Here is a 17,612-nt window from a genome sequence, read left to right as displayed (position 1 = left end):
CTCCTCTCGGACTCCTCGACACGTCAGCCCTTTTCGGGGCCACCGCTCTCCTCAGCGTCCTCGGTGTTCTCTTCGCTCTTCTCGGCGGCAGCGCCCGGCTGGGGCTCGGCCACCGCGACCCGTGCGGGACGGATCGTACGCTCGCCGATCCGGTAGCCCGGCTGCAGGATCGCCACGCAGGTCGTCTCGGTGACGTCCGGTGCGTACGAGTGCATCAGGGCCTCGTGGATCGTCGGGTCGAAGGGCTCGCCCTCCTTGCCGAACTGCGTCAGGCCCATCTTCGCGGCCACGGTCTCCAGCGACTCGGCCACCGACTTGAAGCCGCCGACCAGTTCGCCGTGTTCCCGGGCCCGGCCGATGTCGTCGAGCGTCGGGAGGAGCTCGGTCACGAGGTTCGCCGCGGCGATCTCCTTGACCGTGACCCGGTCCCGCTCCACCCGGCGCCGGTAGTTCTGGTACTCGGCCTGGAGCCGCTGGAGGTCGGCCGTGCGCTCGGAGAGCGCCATCTTGGCCTGGTCCAGCTGGGCGGTCAGTGCGACGTCCTTCGCGGCGTTCGCGTCGTCGGCCGGGGCCGCCGAGCCCTCCTCCGGAGAGGGGGACTCAGCGGCCTTCGGCTCGGCGTCGTCCGCGCCGGAAGAGACGTCGGGCTTCTCGTCGAAGCCCGGAGTCTCCTCCGTCATCAGGCAGCGCCGCCCTTCTTGTCCTTCTCGTCGTCCACGATCTCGGCGTCGACGACATCGTCATCGGCCTGCGCCTGACCGGCGCCCGGGGCCGCACCCTCGGCGCCCGGGGCACCCTGGGCGCCCTGCGCGTCGGCGTACATGGCCTGGCCCAGCTTCTGCGAGACGGCCGCGACCTTCTCCGTGGCCGTACGGATCTCGGCCGTGTCCTCGCCCTTGAGCTTCTCCTTCAGCTCGGTGACGGCGGTCTCGACCTCGGTCTTCACGTCGGCCGGAACCTTGTCCTCGTTGTCCTTGAGGAACTTCTCCGTCTGGTACACGAGCTGCTCGGCCTGGTTGCGGGTCTCGGCGGCCTCGCGGCGCTTGTGGTCCTCGTCCGCGTACTGCTCGGCCTCTTCGCGCATCCGGTTGACCTCGTCCTTCGGCAGCGAGGAGCCACCGGTGACGGTCATCTTCTGCTCCTTGCCGGTGCCGAGGTCCTTGGCAGCGACGTGCATGATGCCGTTGGCGTCGATGTCGAAGGCGACCTCGATCTGCGGCACACCGCGCGGGGCCGGCGGCAGACCGGTCAGCTCGAACATCCCGAGCTTCTTGTTGTACGCCGCGATCTCGCGCTCGCCCTGGTAGACCTGGATCTGCACGGACGGCTGGTTGTCCTCGGCCGTCGTGAAGATCTCGGAGCGCTTCGTCGGAATCGTGGTGTTCCGCTCGATGAGCTTGGTCATGATGCCGCCCTTGGTCTCAATGCCCAGGGACAGCGGGGTCACGTCGAGGAGCAGGACGTCCTTGACCTCACCCTTGAGGACACCCGCCTGGAGCGAGGCGCCGATGGCGACGACCTCGTCCGGGTTGACGCCCTTGTTGGCCTCGCGGCCACCGGTGAGCTCCTTGACGAGCTCGGCCACGGCCGGCATACGGGTCGAGCCGCCGACGAGAACGACGTGGTCGATCTCGGAGAGCGCGATGCCCGCGTCCTTGATGACGTTGTTGAACGGGCTCTTGCACCGCTCAAGCAGGTCGGACGTGAGCTGCTGGAACTGGGCGCGCGTGAGCTTCTCGTCCAGGTGCAGCGGGCCCTCGGCGGACGCCGTGATGTACGGGAGGTTGATCGACGTCTCGGTGGAGGACGACAGCTCGATCTTCGCCTTCTCCGCGGCCTCGCGGAGACGCTGGAGAGCCATCTTGTCCTTGCCCAGGTCCACGCCGTGGTTGCCCTGGAACTGCTTCACCAGGTAGTCGACGACGCGCTGGTCCCAGTCGTCACCACCGAGGTGGTTGTCACCGTTGGTGGCCTTCACCTCGACGACGCCGTCACCGATCTCCAGGAGCGACACGTCGAAGGTGCCGCCACCGAGGTCGAAGACGAGAATGGTCTGGTCGTCCTTGTCGAGACCGTAGGCCAGGGCGGCGGCAGTCGGCTCGTTGACAATACGAAGGACGTTGAGGCCCGCGATCTCACCGGCCTCCTTCGTCGCCTGACGCTCGGAGTCGTTGAAGTACGCCGGGACGGTGATGACCGCGTCGGCCACCTTCTCGCCCAGGTAGGACTCGGCGTCGCGCTTCAGCTTCTGCAGGATGAAGGCGCTCATCTGCTGCGGGTTGAAGGACTTGCCGTCGAGGTCGATCGACCAGTCGGTGCCCATGTGGCGCTTGACCGAGCGGATCGTCCGGTCGACGTTGGTGACCGCCTGACGCTTGGCGACCTCGCCGACGAGGACCTCGCCGTTCTTGGCGAAGGCGACGACGGACGGCGTGGTCCTGGCGCCTTCGGCGTTGGTGATGACGGTGGGCTCGCCGCCTTCCAAAACGCTGACGACGGAGTTCGTCGTGCCCAGGTCGATGCCGACCGCACGTGCCATTTCAATTCCTCCTGCAGTTCTTACTTGAGTGGATCTGGCTCAAGGATGCATCACCCACTCGCAGGAGTCAACAGACCTGAGTCGCCATGACTCAACTTGTCAGCCCTTATCTCACTCATACACCTCTCTATGGGGCGCTGACCTGCATCTTTCTCCTACGGAACGGCTTGAGGACGGGTCCTGAGGACCGTTCCACACCGTCACTCCGGTCACTCGTACTCGTCGTGGACCGGCTCGAACTCCGGCTCGGCCGGCTCCTCGGCCGGCTCCTTCTGCGCCTCCTTCAGCGCGGCGCGCACCGGCCTGTCCTTCTTCACGGCGTCGAACACCCGCCGCGCCTCGGGCTGCTCCAGGTCGAGCCGGTACCAGTGGTCGGGCGCCTGGTGGTGCGGCAGCGTGGTGAAGGTGAGCGCGCCGGGCGGCAGCGCGCTGAGGCTGTCCGCGACCTCGTACAGCTCGCCGAGCGAGTCGAGCCCGGAGTCCGCGGTCAGCGCGGACGTCGCCGCGTCCAGCACCGGGTAGAGGCGGGCCGGGTTGGTGAGGGTGCCGTTGCCGCGGATCTTGGCCACGAGCCGGTTGACGAAGTCCTGCTGGCGGCCGATCCGGTTCAGATCGCTGCCGTCCCCCACGTACTGCCGGGCCCGGACGTAACTCAGCGCGTCCTCGCCCTTCAGCAGGTGCCGTCCGGTGCTGAGGTCGAGCCCCACGTTCGGATCGTGCTCGGGCTCCTTGAGGTCGACCTCGACGCCGCCCACCGCGTTGATGATCTTCGTGAAGCCCTTGAAGTCGACGATCAGGTGATGGTCGATCCGGATGCCGGTCAGCTTCTCCAGCGTACGAATCGTGCAGGCGGCGCCGCCGAACTGGAACGCCCAGTTGAACTGGGCGTTCTGCTCAAGGCTGTAACTCCCGTCGTCCCGGCGGCAGCTGGGCATGTCCACCCGCAGGTCGCGCGGCACGCTGAGCACCTCGGCGCGCTTCCGGTCGGCGGCCAGGTGCAGCAGCATCACCGTGTCGGAGCGCTCGCTGCCGGCCGCCTTCCGGTAGTCGGAGCCGAGCAGCAGGATGTTCTGCGCCTTGCTCTCTCCCTTGGCGGGGCGGTCGGCGCCGTGTTCGGCGAGTACGGCCGCGGTCACCTCGTCGGTACGGATGTTGCCGTCGACCTTCCGGTACGCGAGCCAGCCCGCGACCCCGGTCAGACCGACGAGCAGGGCGAGGCCGCCGCACACCAGCCCGAGGGCGCGGCGGGCCCTGAGGCGCACGACCAGGGCGGCCAGCGCGGTGGCTCCGGGCAGCCCGGAAAGTCCGGGTCCGAGTCCGAGTCCGGGTCCGGGTCCGAGTCCGGGCAGTTTCGGCATCCGTGCCACCCCCTCAGACCCCCGTCGCCGATGCGTCGAGCAGCCGCCCGTACGAGTCGCCGCGCAGACCGAGCAGCCGCCCGTACGCATCGCCGCGCAGGCAGAGCAGCCGCCCGCACGAACGGGGGCCGGTGCGCCCGGCCCCTCCTGTCACCACGGCACGCATGCCACAACCACCTCTCCGAGCTCCGCCGGCCTGCGAGACGCGCACGCGTGGCGCCGCCGTCCACTGGTGTTCATCGTGCGAGAGTCCTAGCCATAAAGCCGACTATTCGCATGAAGTCGGACAAAGATCCCACGAAAGGATGCGGCGATGCGGTCGCTGTCCGCGAAACGCGCACTCGATCTGGCCGGGAGCCTGCTCCTCCTGCTCCTGCTCGCACCCGTACTGGCCACGGCATACGCCGCCGTGGCACTCACCTCGCCCGGCGGCGCATTCCTCCGGCAGCCCCGGGCGGGTCTGCGGGGCGAGCCGTTCCTGATGCTGAGATTCCGCGCCGACCCCCGCACCGACCCGGTCGGCCGGCTGCTGCGCCGCCTCTCCCTCGACGGACTCCCCCAGCTGATCAACGTCGTACGCGGCGAGATGTCCCTGGTGGGACCGCGCCCGCTGCCGGTGCAGGACTCCGGCCGCACCAGCCCGACCCACGGCCGGCTGGCGGTCCTGCCCGGCATGACGGGGCTGTGGCAGGTCAGCAGCCGGTCCGAACTCCCGTGGGACGAGATGGTGTTGCTGGACCTGGAGTACGTCGACACGCACTGCCTCGCCGTCGACCTCGGCATCCTGGCGCGGACGGTCCCCGCGGTACTGACGGCGCATCGAGCCCGTCCGGCGGTCGAGGGCGCGCGGGCGCAGGCCGTGCAGGGGTCCGGGGCGTAGCCCCGACAGGAACAGCGACCAGCCACGGGCCGCACGAGGAGCCCGCCCCCACTGAGGGTTGCCTGAGCGACGCAGATCACCGCCCGCCTGGATACTGTGCGACGGCATAAGTGGGTAATCTCAGCTCGACTGGATAAGTTACCGCTTAGTAATCAAGCTAGTGATCCCATCTGAGGTCCCGGGGTTCCCGGAGCGCCCCAGCCCCTCTGTTACCCACCCTCGCAGGCCCGAGGAGCCCCCAAATGCAACTCGCCGCGATCATCGTGTCGCTGGTCCTCATGGCTGTCGGCGCCGCGCTGTTCGGCCGTGCGATCTTCCAGATCTATCGCTTCGTACGGCTCGGACAGCCCGTGCCCGCCGGCACCCGTACCGACAACCCGTGGCAGCGCGCGGTCACCGTGGCCAAGGAGTTCCTCGGCCACACCCGGATGAACAAGTGGGGCGTCGTCGGCGTCGCGCACTGGTTCGTGGCGGTGGGCTTCCTCACGCTGCTCCTGACGATCGTGAACGCCATCGGCCAGCTGTTCAAGGCCGACTGGATCCTGCCGATCATCGGCGACTGGGCCCCGTACAACGTGTACGTGGAGTTCATGGGCACCATGACCGCCCTCGGCATCCTGGCCCTGATCGTCATCCGGCAGCTGAACCGGCCGGGCGGGGCGGGCCGCAAGTCCCGCTTCGCGGGCTCCAACACGGGCCAGGCGTACTTCGTCGAGACGGTCATCCTGATCGTCGGCATCTGCATCTTCACGCTGCACGCCCTCGAAGGCGCCCAGCACCACGTGAACTCCTACGAGGCGTCCTTCTTCATCTCGTACCCGTTCGTCGCCTGGTTCCGCGGCATGGACCTCTCCACGCTGCAGACCCTCACGTACTTCTTCGCGGGTCTGAAGATCGCCACGTCCTTCATCTGGATGATCACGGTCTCACTCAAGACCGACATGGGCGTCGCCTGGCACCGCTTCCTGGCCTTCCCGAACATCTTCTTCAAGCGCAAGGCCGACGGCGACGTCGCGCTCGGCGCGCTGCTGCCGATGACCAGCGGCGGCAAGGAGATCGACTGGGAGGACCCGGCCGAGGACGCCACCTTCGGTGTCTCCCAGGTCGAGCAGTTCAGCTGGAAGGGCATCCTCGACTTCTCCACCTGCACCGAGTGCGGCCGCTGCCAGTCGCAGTGCCCCGCCTGGAACACCGGCAAGCCGCTCTCGCCGAAGCTCCTGATCATGTCCCTGCGCGACCACGCGCACGCCAAGGCGCCGTACCTGCTGGCCGGCGGCGGCAAGGACATGGAGGGCAACGAGAAGGCGACGCCCGAGCAGCTCAAGGACGTCCCCGCCGCCGCCCTCGCGGAGGCCGAGCGCCCGCTCATCGGCACCCTCGAAGAGAACGGCGTCATCGACCCGGACGTCCTCTGGTCCTGCACCTCCTGCGGCGCCTGCGTCGAGCAGTGCCCGGTGGACATCGAGCACATCGACCACATCGTCGACATGCGCCGCTACCAGGTGATGATCGAGTCCGCGTTCCCGTCCGAGGCGGGCACGATGCTCAAGAACCTGGAGAAGAAGGGCAACCCCTGGGGGCTCGCCAAGAAGCAGCGCGTCGAGTGGACGAAGGAAGTCGACTTCGAGGTGCCGATCGTCGGCAAGACGATCGACGACCTCACCGAGGTCGAGTACCTCTACTGGGTCGGCTGCGCCGGCGCCCTCGAAGACCGCGCCAAGAAGACCACGAAGGCCTTCGCGGAACTCCTCCACATCGCGGGCGTGAAGTTCGCGATCATGGGCGGCGACGAGAAGTGCACCGGTGACTCGGCCCGCCGCCTCGGCAACGAGCCGCTCTTCCAGCAGCTGGGCGCCGAGAACGTCGCGATGCTCAACATGGCCTACGGCGAGGACGACGAGGACGAGTCGACCAAGAAGCCCAAGTCGTCGAAGAAGATCGTCGCGACCTGCCCGCACTGCTTCAACACGATCGCGAACGAGTACCCGCAGCTGGGCGGCGAGTTCGAGGTCATCCACCACACGCAGCTGCTCCAGCACCTCATCGACGAGGGCAAGCTGATCCCGGTGACCCCGGTCGAAGGCCTCATCACGTACCACGACCCCTGCTACCTGGGCCGCCACAACAAGGTCTACACGCCGCCGCGCGAGATCATGTCCGCCGTCCCGGGCCTCCGCCAGCAGGAGATGCACCGCCACAAGGAACGCGGCTTCTGCTGCGGCGCCGGCGGCGCGAGGATGTGGATGGAGGAGCGGATCGGCAAGCGCATCAACAACGAGCGCGTCGACGAAGCCCTCTCCCTCAACCCGGACATCGTGTCGACGGCCTGCCCGTTCTGCCTCGTCATGCTGACCGACTCGGTCAACGGCAAGAAGAACGACGGCAAGGCCAAGGAGTCCCTCACCGTCGTCGACGTGGCACAGCTGCTGCTCGAATCGGTGAAGACCCCGGTCGAACCGTCGGACACCGACGAGACGGCGGACGCACCGGAGCCCGAGCCGGTGAAGTAGGTACGTCCGCACGCCCGTACATCCGTACGCACGCGTGAGCGGCCGGTTCTGCCTCGGGGGCGGAACCGGCCGCTTTGCCGTTCCGGGGCCGCAGAGGACGCCACAGAACGTCACACAGGCCCTCTCCCGCACCCCTCCAACACCCCCTCCGGCAGCCCCCGGACAGCCCCCCGGGGTTCCCCTAGGGGATGTCACAGCTCGGCCGCAAAGGCCCTCCGCTTTCCCGCTGCCTGGCCCTGGGCCCATCCGGAGCGGGTACGTTCATTCGCGTGGCTGGATTCAGGATCGGACGCGGCCGGGACAACCGCACGCAGCAGGAACCGCAGCGGCAGCAACCGCAGCAGCAGCCGTACGGGGGGCAGCAGGCACCGCCTCACCCCCAGTACGGCCAGCAGCAGTGGCCGCAGGCCCAGGGGAACGCCGGTTACGGCGACGCCCCCAGAGGCCACGGCGGATACGGCAACGGCGGATACGGAGGCGGGGGCTCCGACGAGCCGGAGTACTTCGGCGACCCGCACCAGGGCGGCTACGACCCCCGGGGCGGACAGCCCCCGTACGGCCACGACCCGTACCGCCAGGGCGCACACCCGGGCCCGCACCCCCAGGGCGGACCCGCCCACGACCCGTACGCCAACAACCCGGGCCACACCCAGGCCTTCAGCGTCAACGAGGACCCGTACGGCGACGGCAACACCTACCAGGCGGGCAACACCCCCGCCCCGCCGTCCGGCCCCCGCCTGCCCTGGAAGCAGCTGATCTCCGGCATCGTCCTGCGCCCCGGCGCGACGTTCTGGCAGATGCGCGACCACCAGGTCTGGGGCCCGGCGCTGATCGTCACGTTCCTCTACGGCCTGCTCGCGGTCTTCGGCTTCGACAAGGCCCGCGAAGAGACGATCAACTCCACCTTCGCCAGCGCCATCCCGTACGTCCTCACGACCGCCGTAGCGATGATCATCTGCGGCCTGGTCCTCGGCGCCGTGACGCACACGCTCGCCCGCCAGCTGGGCGGCGACGGCTCCTGGCAGCCCACCATCGGCCTCTCCATGCTGATCATGTCGCTGACGGACGCCCCCCGGCTGCTCTTCGCCCTGTTCCTGGGCGGCGACAACAGCCTCGTCCAGATCATCGGCTGGATCACCTGGCTGGCCGCCGGCGCACTCTTCACCTCCATGATCAGCAAGTCCCACGACCTCCCCTGGCCGAAGGCCCTGGGCGCCTCCGCGATCCAGCTGGTCGCCCTGCTCTCGCTGATCAAGCTGGGCACGATCTGACGGCCGTACCCACAGCAGGAACGAGGAAGGGCCCGGAACGAGAAAACCTCTCGCTCCGGGCCCTTCCTACTTCTCTGCCACCTGCCACCTGCCACCTGCGGGCGGCCTGCCGACTACGAGTCGAGAACCTGCCCTGCCCGCCGGACGACGGGCTTCTCGACGGACCACGGGAAGTTGATCCACTCGTCGGTCCGCTTCCACACGTACTCGCACTTCACGAGCGAGTGCGACTTCTCGTAGATCACCGCGCTGCGCACCTCCGCCACATGCTCCAGGCAGAAGTCGTGCACCAGCTTCAGCGTCTTCCCGGTATCAGCGACATCGTCCGCAATAAGAACCTTCTTATTGCTGAAGTCAACGATATTCGGAACCGGTGCGAGCATGACCGGCATTTCCAGAGTGGTCCCCACTCCGGTGTAGAACTCGACATTCACCAGGTGAATGTTCTTCACGTCGAGCGCATAAGCCAGCCCACCCGCGACGAACACACCACCGCGCGCGATGCTCAGAATGATGTCGGGCTCGTACCCGTCGTCGGCGACCGTCTGCGCGAGCTCGCGCACCGCGTGCCCGAACCCGTCGTACGTCAAGTTCTCTCGTACGTCACTCGTACTCATACCGGCTATCACACCTGCGTCCGATGGAAATTGAGGAAGGACCGCGAGGCCGTCGGCCCACGCTGCCCCTGGTAACGGGACCCGTACCGCTCGGACCCGTACGGAAATTCAGCCGACGAGCTCAGCTGGAACAGACACAGCTGACCGATCTTCATCCCCGGCCACAGCTTGATGGGCAAGGTCGCCAGATTCGACAATTCCAGCGTCACATGCCCGGAGAACCCAGGATCGATAAATCCCGCGGTCGAATGCGTCACCAGCCCGAGCCGCCCCAGCGAACTCTTCCCCTCCAACCTCGAAGCGAGATTGTCGGGCAGCGTGATCGTCTCGTACGTCGAGGCGAGGACGAACTCACCCGGATGCAGAATGAACGCCTCGTCGCCGTCCGGCTCCACCAGCCGAGTCAGATCACCCTGCTCCACGGCGGGGTCGATGTGCGGGTACCGGTGGTTCTCGAACACCCGGAAGTAGCGGTCGAGGCGCACATCGACACTCGACGGCTGCACCATGGATTCGTCGTACGGATCAATGCGTACTCGTCCGGCGTCGATCTCGGCCCGGATGTCCTTGTCTGAGAGAAGCACCCACCGAGGATACGCAGAGCGCGCGGGCCCGCCCCAATCGGACAGCCCCACGCGCCTGAACCACTACGTACCGCTACTTACCGCTACCGCTTCTCCTGTCCCACCGGGACGGCATGCCGAAGCCGCGCACACCGAGGACATCGAACGAGCCTCCCGGGCCCGATCCGCCCCTCCCCGAGCTGCCGCAACGGGAACGAAGAGGTGCTGAACACGTGCCCTTCGGCACAGCGGACGACGGTGCGATCCATCAAGTCCCTTCCCCAAACTACGCGTGGACGAAGCTGCCACATTAGGGGATATACAGGACGCCCACCCAAGCGGCACTCCGCACCTCCACCACCCCACTCCCTCCACCGGGATCCCGACATGGGGTACAGTGTCCGACGATGCGGCAGCAGCTCAACGGCCGTCTCTGCGGGTGTAGTTTAATGGTAGAACATGAGCTTCCCAAGCTCAGAGCGCGAGTTCGATTCTCGTCACCCGCTCCAACGCAAAGCCCCAGGTCAGCGACCTGGGGCTTCCTTGTTGTCTAGACCATTTCGGGCTCGCGTGCCATTCGCGTGCCATAACTTCCCTGACTGGGCGTCAGGTTGGTGCGTGTGGGCCCCACACTCAGGTGGTGAGACCTGTCACGATCCGCAGCAGCCGCCCGTCGGCGCCTGCTCGTTGGCGACTGCGGACGGGGCGCCGACACCCAGTTGCACCGGCGCGGGCTCGGGGGCGCAGCAGCCCCCACCACCGGCCTCTTCCGTCGCCGGGTCGTCGAAGAGCCCGGCTCCACCGCACACCCCGGTTTCGGGGAGGGTGAGTTCGACCCGGTCGGCGGACTCAACGTCACCCGCGAGGGCGGCGGCGACGGAGCGGACCTGCTCGTAGCCGGTCATGGCGAGGAAGGTCGGGGCGCGGCCGTAGGACTTCATGCCGACGAGGTAGATGCCGGATTCGGGGTGGGAGAGCTCACGGTGGCCGTGGGGGTAGACGGTTCCGCAGGAGTGCTGGTTGGGGTCGATCAGCGGGGCCAGCTCGGTGGGGGCCTGGAGGCGCTCGTCGAGGCCCAGGCGCAGTTCGTTCAGGAAGGTGAGGTCGGGGCGGAAGCCGGTGAGGACGATGACCTCGTCGACCGGGTCCAGGCGGCGGCCGTCTTCGCCGACCAGGACCAGGCGGCCGTCGCTGTTCCGCTCGACGGCTCCCGTGCGGAAGCCGGTGACAGCGTCGGCGTGGCCGTTGTCGACGGCGGCCTTGGCGGCGAGGCCGAGGGCACCGCGGGCGGGGAGTTGGTCGGCTTCGCCGCCGCCGAAGGTGCTCCCGGAGATTCCGCGCCGCAAGACCCACACACCATGGGTGCCTGTGCCGTCGTCGGACGTGGCGAGGTCGGCAAGGTAGGCGAGTGCGGTGAAGGCGGAGGCGCCGGAGCCGATGACGGCGGTGCGCTTGCCCGCGTAACGGGCGCGGACGGCCGGGTCCTTGAGGTCGGGGACGCGGTAGGCGATGCGGTCGGCCGCCGCCTTCTCCCCGAGGGCGGGCAGGCCGCTGCCGCCGGCCGGGCTCGGGGTGCTCCAGGTGCCGGAGGCGTCGACGACCGCACGGGCCAGTACGCGCTCCTCGGTGCCGTCGGCATGGGTGACATGGACGACGAATGGCTGGGCTTCGCGGTCGGCGTCGACGACACGGTCGCGGCCCGTGCGGGAGACGCCGGTGACGGTGGCGCCGGTACGGACCTTGTCGCCCAGGACGTCGGCGAGGGGCTGGAGGTAGAGGTCGGCCCAGTCGCCGCCGGACGGGTAGCTCGCTCCGCCTGGGCGTACCCAGCCGGTGGGGGCGAGGAGCTTCTCGGCGGCCGGGTCGACGACTTCGGACCAGGGGGAGAACAGCCTGACGTGCGACCACTGGCGCACCGCTGCGGCGGCCGTGGGTCCGGCCTCCAGAGCGAGCGGCTCAAGCCCCTGCTCGATGAGCTGGGCAGCGGCGGCGAGGCCGATCGGCCCGGCGCCGATCACGACGACGGGCAGGGCTTCGGTGGATGCGTTCACAGCAGGCTCCCCTTGATTCGACGGTTGTCGATATCTTGATGAGCCTCACCCTGGCATCCTGTATCGACATCCGTCAACATAGACATTCGTCGAAGTTCCACGGATGATGGAGGGCATGACTACGAAGGCGCTGCCGCTGCTGGAAACGGAAGCCGTCACCCCGTGCTGCCCGCCGCTCTCCGAGCGCCCGCTGACAGCGGAAGAGGCCGAACGGACTGCGGTCATGTTCAAGGCCCTCGGGGACCCCGTGCGACTGCGGCTGTTCTCCCTGGTCGCCTCGCACGAGGGCGGCGAGGCGTGCGTGTGCGACATCTCCGACGTCGGCGTCTCCCAGCCGACCGTCTCCCACCACCTGAAGAAGCTCCGCGAGGCCGGATTGCTGGCCTCCGAGCGACGCGGTACGTGGGTGTACTACCGGGTCGAGCCGTCCGTCCTGGCCGCCATGGGCCAGCTCCTCACCCGCGCGGCCACCGCATGACCGTCCGCGTCGCTCCACTGACCGATGCGCACGCGGACGAGGTCCTGGCGATCTACCAGGCCGGAATCGACGAAGGCAACGCCACCTTCGAGACCACCGCGCCCACCTGGGCGGAGTTCGACGCCGCGAAACTGGACGCACACCGCTTCGCCGCGCTGGACACCGACGGCAAGGTGCTCGGCTGGGTAGCCGTGACCGCGGTCTCCGACCGGTGCGCGTACGCGGGTGTCGTCGAGCACTCCGTCTACGTCCATCCCGCCGCCCGGGGCCGCGGCATCGCCGGGCACCTCCTGACGTCTCTGGTGCAGTCGACGGAGGCCGCGAGGCTCTGGACGATCCAGTCCGGAATTTTCCCCGAGAACACCGCCAGCCTCGCCGTCCACGCACGGGCCGGATTCAGGGTCATCGGCACCCGCGAACGCATTGGCCGCCACCACGGCGTGTGGCGCGACGTCGTGCTCCTGGAGCGCCGCAGCACAGTGGTGTAGGCGTCTCGTTATGGCGCTCAACCGGTGAGGTCCTGGCTGGTCTGGTTCCATGTGTCGCGGTAGAGCTGCAAGTCCTCTGGGGAAATATCCAGTTCACCGCTGGTGTAGCTGGTGGTGGTGTCCCAGAGGCGCCTGCGGTCGCGCCGACGTGGGGTGAGAAGAACTCCCAGTGTGGAGGTGTGCTCCGCCTTCCTGGTGTGCTCGCATACTTCGACGTGCCGTAGCTGCACGTAGGCGGAGAAGGCCGCTTGGACAACTGAGTCGAAACGGCTGGCGGCTCCCACGATGACCTGCCGGGTGCCCTCGGCGTCGACCAACCGCCGAAAGCGCCACTTGCAGTGCTCCTCGGGCACGCGTGGCACATCGCGGAGCATGTCGAGGAGCAGGTGCCCCCACTCGGCCCGCGCCGACACCGGAAGCCAGTCGAGGGCAGAGAGCAGGGTGAAACGGTCTGCTTCGTCGAGCGTTTCACCCAGCGGAGTGAGCGCGATGTCCTCCAGCATGAAGCGGATCATCAGATGCGCGCGGGTGCCATCAGCTCCTGCAGGGACTTGAGGAAGCTGTGGCGCGGAGAACTGGACTCCACCGAGGCCCTTGACTTCGGGGGACATGGGGGCAGGCAGGGCGTCCACGTCGGCGGCAGCGAGTTCGTAGTAGCGCACGGGCTCGTCGCCCAGAGGGACGGCTGGAAGGGCCGCCGCCCGGAAGAGGTAGTCGAGCACCGCCGTGGTGGAGCGCAGCTGGTCGAAGAGGAAGTCCCAATCGCGGCGGGTCAGTGCAATGGCGGGCATGCCCGGCGGTTGCCATGTCGGCACTGTCTGGTCAGGCACTCCGGGGTGGTCCAGCAGGAACACGGCGATCCATTCAAACGCGTGGCCGTCCACAGCCATACGGTTGTCGCGCCCGTTGACCATTACGGCGGGTGCCATGCGCAGCTGCCGTACGGTTCCCTTGGCCTGCCGTATGGCCTTCGCGGCCACTTTCTGGATCCATGCCGTCTCCAGGCTGTCCGGCTTGGGCGCGACGGTGCGGGCCTTGACCTGGACCACCGCACCCCACTGCCCGGCAAGAAGCAGACGGTCTCCCAGTTCACGCCGACCGGAGCCCTTCGCTGCATGGTCCGCCTGCTGGAACACGAAGTCGGGCATGCCCCAGGCGGCCGCTGCAGTCTGGGCAGCAGCCTCGGCACCAGGTCCGTGCTCGACATGCGTGGGCAGTGGGAGCGCTGGAGGGATCCGGCGCAGGTGCGGCCCTTGCGGCGTGTCCACGATGAGAGTGAGCCCGCTGGCATCGGCGGTGTCCACGAAGTGCTGCAGGGCGGCGGCGTGCTGATCGGTCACATCGCACATTAGACAGACAACCCCCGCAGCACGAAGGGACTTTTGTCCCAACTGCTCCTCCCGCAGATCCCCAGACGGTCTGCGCCCGTCGAAATATGCCGCCGTCGGGGTGCTTCAGGGACGTTGGATGAACCGTGTCCGCCAGGCCAGAGCGACGTACACCAGGCCGATGAGTACGGGCACCTCGATGAGCGGGCCCACCACACCCGAGAGGGCCTGCCCAGAGGTGACGCCGAAGGTGGCGATGGCGACCGCGATGGCGAGCTCAAAGTTGTTGCCCGCTGCGGTGAACGCCAGGGTGGCGGTGCGGTCGTAGGCCAGGCCGAGGCCCTTGCCAAGGAGGAACGTCCCGAAGAACATGACCGCGAAGTACACCAGCAGCGGCAGCGCGATCCGTACGACGTCCCACGGCTGCGAGGTGATCGTCTTCCCCTGGAGCGCGAAGAGGATGACGATCGTGAACAGCAGCCCGTAGAGCGCCCAGGGGCCGATGCGCGGAAGGAACTTCGTCTCGTACGTCTCGCGGCCCATCCTCTGCTCGCCGACGCGGCGGGTGAGGAAGCCGGCCAGCAGTGGGATGCCGAGGAAAATGACGACGTTAAGGGCGATGTGCCAGACGGACACGTCGAGGCCCTGGCCGTCGCCCAGGTGCAGCCACCGGGGCAGCAGGTCGAGGTAGAACCAGCCCAGCAGCCCGAACGCGAACACCTGGAACACGCTGTTGAGGGCGACCAGAACGGCGGCGGCCTCGCGGTCGCCGCAGGCGAGGTCGTTCCAGATGATGACCATCGCGATGCACCGCGCCAGGCCGACGATGATCAGGCCGGTGCGGTACTCGGGCAGGTCCGGCAGGAACACCCACGCCAGCGCGAACATCACGGCGGGGCCGACGAGCCAGTTGATGACCAGCGAGGAGACCATCAGCCTGCGGTCGCCGGTGACGCGGTCGAGCTTGTCGTAGCGGACCTTGGCCAGGACCGGGTACATCATCACGAGCAGGCCGAGCGCGATCGGCAGGGAGATGCCGCCGATCTCGATCTTCGCGAGCGCGTCGTTCATGCCCGGGACCAGGCGTCCCAGTCCGAGGCCGACGGCCATGGCGAGCAGGATCCACACGGCGAGGTAGCGGTCGAGGGTGGAGAGCTTCTTGACGACCGACGCCTCACCGGGCGGTGCGGTGGCGGGTTCCGTGGCGGCCATCAGCAGGCCCTCTTGTTCTCGGCGGCACCTCGGGCAGAGGCAGCGAGCTCGGCGAACTGCATGGAAAGGCCCTCCAGGACCTCGGGCTTGAGCTTGTAGTAGGTGAACCGGCCACACGGCTCGGTGTCCACGATCCCGGCCTCGCGCAGCACCTTCATGTGATTGGAGAGGTTGGTCTGCTTCGCTCCGGTCTCCTGCACCAGGTGCGTGGTGCAAAGGGTCTCGCGAGCGAGGAGGGTCACGATCTTCAGGCGGAGCGAATCACCCAGCACCCGGATCACATCAGTGTCGACTGAAGTCAGCATGCGCTGATACTTTCACATCACCACCCGCTGATACCACTGGCAGCCGAGTGCCGCCCCGCGAGAGAGACCTTCACCATGGCCGACAAGCCGTCCGTCCTGTTCGTCTGTGTCCACAACGCCGGCCGCTCCCAGATGGCCGCCGCCTGGCTGTCCCACCTGGCCGGGGACCGGGTCGAAGTCCGCTCCGCCGGGTCCAACCCCGGCACCGCTGTGAACCCCGCCGCCGTGGAGGCGATGGCCGAGGTCGGTATCGACATCTCCGCCGAGACCCCGAAGATCCTCACCGTGGACGCGGTGAAGGAGTCGGACGTCTGCATCACCATGGGCTGCGGCGACACCTGCCCCGTCTTCCCCGGCAAGCGTTACCTCGACTGGAAGCTCGACGACCCCGCAGGCCAGGGCGTCGAAGCAGTCCGCCCGATCCGGGACGAGATCAAGACCCTCGTTGAGGGGCTGATCGCCGAGATCGCGCCTGAGGCGACCGCGTAGACGGGGTGCGGCCCAGAACCGTGCCGGACCGCACCCCGTCGCGTTACCTCCTTCGGGCGCCTTGGGCAGGAGCCGGAAGCGGTGGCACGATCCGGTGGACAGTGCCGAACGATCCGCCGCCGGGGACCGGCTCCTTCGACGCGTACTGACGGCGGACATCCAAGTCGATGGCGTCGGCGAGCTTGCGCTGGTGCTCCGCAGTCGAGTGCTGGTAGATCAGCTGCGCCTTCTCGGTCGAGTGGCCCGCGCGGACCATCAGGTCCTTCATCTTGGCGCCGGTGTCGGCGGCGAGATTGTTGCCGGTGTGCCGCAGGTCGTAGAAGCGGAACTCCTTCGGCATGCCGACCGCCTCCTTGGCCTTGCGCCATTTACGGCCGAAGGTAGTACCCCGGAGGGGTGCACCACGCTCGCCGACGAAGACGAGGCCGTCGGGACCGTCCTGCGCGAACCATTCCAGGTGCCTGCGGACGTCGATGAGGATGAAGCCGGGCAGCATGATCTCCCGTTTCCCCGCACGGGACTTGGGGTCGCCGATCACCCGCTCGCCCGTGTTCAGCTCCGGAGCGGCCCGCCGCACGTTCACGGAACCGGTGTCGAGGTCGATGTCGGAGTGGCGCAGTTCGGCCAGTTCCTCCGGCCGCATCGAGGCGAAGGCGCCGAGGAGGACCATCAGCCGCCAGCGAATACCGATGGCCTCGGCGAGCGCGAAGACCTGCTCGACGGTGGCGACGGGTCTCTCGTCCGCGTACTCGCTCCCTGCTCCGTCGATGAAGCACGGATTGCGGCGGATGAGGCTGTCCCCGACCGCCGTCTGCATGATGGCTTTGAGCAGGCGGTAGGACTTGGCCGTCGTGGTGGCGCCGGTCGCCGTCAGCCGTTCGGCCCGCCAGGTCCTGACCTTGGCGGGGCTGATTGCGTTGACGTACTGGTCGCCGAAGGTGGGCTCCAGGTGGAGGCGCAGGAGTCGGCGGTACAGCTCTGCGGTCGTGGCCGCGACGCCGCGCTCGTCGATCCACTTCTTGGCGTACGCGGCGAACAGCTCCTCGCCAGCCTGCGGGTCGATCCAGTCCCCTCGCGACTGATCGGCCTGGACCTGGGCGAGGTAGACCTCGGCTTCACGCTTGGTCTCGTACGTCTGCGGGGCCGCCTGAAGCGTGCCGTCCGATCCGGGGTACCGGGCCTGGTAGCGACCCGAGGGGAGTTGGCGGATTGCGCCGAAGCTACGGCGCTGCGTCTTCTTTCGGGCTCGTGCCATCAGGCCACCAGCCCGAAGCCGGTGCGGCGGTTGCTGCGGACCGGTTCGACGGTCCGCTCCTCGACGTACGCGGTCAGGACGCTGTCCGCGATGCGTACGTGCTTACCGAGCTTGACGTAGCGGATGCGCCGCTCGGTGATGAGGCGGCGGATGAAGCGCACGCCGGTGCCGAGTCGTTCGGCTGCCTCCTCGACGGTGAGAAGGCGGTCGTTGGTGTTCACCTCCTTCGCGGTTCGGGACTGCGCGGAGGTGTGGGGTATCGCCGTGT

Annotated in this window: 18 protein-coding genes and 1 tRNA gene; 7 read left to right on the top strand and 12 right to left on the bottom strand. The window is 67.9% G+C overall.

The features are described 5' to 3' along the window. Nucleotides 1–23: 23 nt before the first annotated feature. The 4 genes from grpE to ACH4SP_RS14730 form a co-directional block, all read right to left on the bottom strand. A complete protein-coding gene (gene grpE / locus ACH4SP_RS14745) occupies nt 24–680 on the bottom strand; it encodes a nucleotide exchange factor GrpE (RefSeq protein WP_398414521.1) in 657 nt (218 codons plus the stop codon). Beyond that, complete coding sequence (dnaK, locus tag ACH4SP_RS14740) at nt 680–2,539, bottom strand: molecular chaperone DnaK (protein WP_398414518.1); 1,860 nt, start codon at nt 2,537–2,539, stop codon at nt 680–682. The genes grpE and dnaK overlap by 1 nt, the downstream gene beginning before the upstream one ends. A 209-nt stretch (nt 2,540–2,748) precedes the next feature. Next, the gene (locus tag ACH4SP_RS14735) at nt 2,749–3,897 is read right to left on the bottom strand and encodes an LCP family protein (protein WP_398414516.1); all 1,149 of its coding nucleotides are present in this window, start codon (nt 3,895–3,897) and stop codon (nt 2,749–2,751) included. A 13-nt stretch (nt 3,898–3,910) separates the two neighbouring features. Beyond that, the gene (locus ACH4SP_RS14730) at nt 3,911–4,063 is read right to left on the bottom strand and encodes a hypothetical protein (protein ID WP_398414514.1); all 153 of its coding nucleotides are present in this window, start codon (nt 4,061–4,063) and stop codon (nt 3,911–3,913) included. Nucleotides 4,064–4,210: 147 nt separating this feature from the next. Between ACH4SP_RS14730 and ACH4SP_RS14725 the strand changes: the two genes are divergently transcribed. The 3 genes from ACH4SP_RS14725 (at nt 4,211) to ACH4SP_RS14715 (ending at nt 8,558) form a co-directional block, all read left to right on the top strand. Next, a complete protein-coding gene (locus ACH4SP_RS14725) occupies nt 4,211–4,777 on the top strand; it encodes a sugar transferase (protein ID WP_398414512.1) in 567 nt (188 codons plus the stop codon). A gap of 242 nt (nt 4,778–5,019) precedes the next feature. After that, the gene (locus ACH4SP_RS14720) at nt 5,020–7,287 is read left to right on the top strand and encodes a (Fe-S)-binding protein (RefSeq protein ID WP_398414510.1); all 2,268 of its coding nucleotides are present in this window, start codon (nt 5,020–5,022) and stop codon (nt 7,285–7,287) included. Nucleotides 7,288–7,556: 269 nt separating this feature from the next. Beyond that, nucleotides 7,557–8,558 (top strand): Yip1 family protein, encoded by a 1,002-nt coding sequence (locus ACH4SP_RS14715; RefSeq protein WP_398414509.1) that lies wholly within the window; start codon nt 7,557–7,559, stop codon nt 8,556–8,558. 113 nt (nt 8,559–8,671) lie between these two features. Here ACH4SP_RS14715 and ACH4SP_RS14710 read toward each other — a convergent pair whose 3' ends face one another. After that, nucleotides 8,672–9,175, bottom strand: coding sequence for a phosphoribosyltransferase (locus tag ACH4SP_RS14710; RefSeq protein ID WP_398414507.1), 504 nt, complete (start codon nt 9,173–9,175; stop codon nt 8,672–8,674). An 8-nt stretch (nt 9,176–9,183) separates the two neighbouring features. Further along, the gene (gene dcd, locus ACH4SP_RS14705) at nt 9,184–9,759 is read right to left on the bottom strand and encodes a dCTP deaminase (protein WP_398414505.1); all 576 of its coding nucleotides are present in this window, start codon (nt 9,757–9,759) and stop codon (nt 9,184–9,186) included. Nucleotides 9,760–10,173: 414 nt separating this feature from the next. On the opposite strand from dcd, the gene ACH4SP_RS14700 reads away from it, so the two are divergent. Then, a tRNA-Gly gene (locus tag ACH4SP_RS14700) sits at nt 10,174–10,247 on the top strand. A gap of 141 nt (nt 10,248–10,388) precedes the next feature. On the opposite strand, the gene ACH4SP_RS14695 is transcribed toward ACH4SP_RS14700, so the two are convergent. Then, nucleotides 10,389–11,789 carry an FAD-dependent oxidoreductase gene (locus ACH4SP_RS14695; RefSeq protein WP_398414503.1) on the bottom strand — a complete coding sequence of 467 codons (1,401 nt, stop codon included), beginning with the start codon at nt 11,787–11,789 and terminating at the stop codon, nt 10,389–10,391. Between the two features lie 115 nt (nt 11,790–11,904). On the opposite strand from ACH4SP_RS14695, the gene ACH4SP_RS14690 reads away from it, so the two are divergent. Further along, nucleotides 11,905–12,267, top strand: coding sequence for an ArsR/SmtB family transcription factor (locus tag ACH4SP_RS14690; RefSeq protein ID WP_398414501.1), 363 nt, complete (start codon nt 11,905–11,907; stop codon nt 12,265–12,267). Continuing rightward, nucleotides 12,264–12,755, top strand: coding sequence for a GNAT family N-acetyltransferase (locus ACH4SP_RS14685; protein ID WP_398414499.1), 492 nt, complete (start codon nt 12,264–12,266; stop codon nt 12,753–12,755). Before ACH4SP_RS14690 ends, ACH4SP_RS14685 begins: the two co-directional genes overlap by 4 nt. A 17-nt stretch (nt 12,756–12,772) precedes the next feature. On the opposite strand, the gene ACH4SP_RS14680 is transcribed toward ACH4SP_RS14685, so the two are convergent. The 3 genes from ACH4SP_RS14680 to ACH4SP_RS14670 form a co-directional block, all read right to left on the bottom strand. Beyond that, nucleotides 12,773–14,095 (bottom strand): hypothetical protein, encoded by a 1,323-nt coding sequence (locus ACH4SP_RS14680; RefSeq protein ID WP_398414497.1) that lies wholly within the window; start codon nt 14,093–14,095, stop codon nt 12,773–12,775. A 114-nt stretch (nt 14,096–14,209) separates the two neighbouring features. Further along, the gene (arsB, locus tag ACH4SP_RS14675; RefSeq protein ID WP_398414495.1) at nt 14,210–15,295 is read right to left on the bottom strand and encodes an ACR3 family arsenite efflux transporter; all 1,086 of its coding nucleotides are present in this window, start codon (nt 15,293–15,295) and stop codon (nt 14,210–14,212) included. Further along, nucleotides 15,295–15,600, bottom strand: coding sequence for an ArsR/SmtB family transcription factor (locus ACH4SP_RS14670; RefSeq protein WP_398414493.1), 306 nt, complete (start codon nt 15,598–15,600; stop codon nt 15,295–15,297). Before ACH4SP_RS14670 ends, arsB begins: the two co-directional genes overlap by 1 nt. Nucleotides 15,601–15,675: 75 nt before the next feature. Here ACH4SP_RS14670 and ACH4SP_RS14665 point away from each other — a divergent pair, with 75 nt between their 5' ends. Then, nucleotides 15,676–16,089, top strand: coding sequence for an arsenate reductase ArsC (locus ACH4SP_RS14665; RefSeq protein WP_398414491.1), 414 nt, complete (start codon nt 15,676–15,678; stop codon nt 16,087–16,089). A 43-nt stretch (nt 16,090–16,132) separates the two neighbouring features. Here ACH4SP_RS14665 and ACH4SP_RS14660 read toward each other — a convergent pair whose 3' ends face one another. Both ACH4SP_RS14660 and ACH4SP_RS14655 read right to left on the bottom strand, forming a co-directional pair. Then, on the bottom strand, nt 16,133–17,344 hold the full coding sequence (locus ACH4SP_RS14660; protein ID WP_398414488.1) for a tyrosine-type recombinase/integrase: 1,212 nt from the start codon (nt 17,342–17,344) through the stop codon (nt 16,133–16,135). Beyond that, on the bottom strand, nt 17,344–17,565 hold the full coding sequence (locus ACH4SP_RS14655) for an excisionase family DNA-binding protein (protein WP_398414487.1): 222 nt from the start codon (nt 17,563–17,565) through the stop codon (nt 17,344–17,346). The genes ACH4SP_RS14660 and ACH4SP_RS14655 overlap by 1 nt, the downstream gene beginning before the upstream one ends. Nucleotides 17,566–17,612: the final 47 nt, after the last annotated feature.

The sequence above is a fragment of the Streptomyces sp. NPDC021093 genome, assembly GCF_044333135.1.
Taxonomy (GTDB): Bacteria; Actinomycetota; Actinomycetes; order Streptomycetales; family Streptomycetaceae; genus Streptomyces.
Note: the sequence above shows the minus strand (reverse complement) of the source record. Positions and strands in the feature narration are given on the sequence as shown.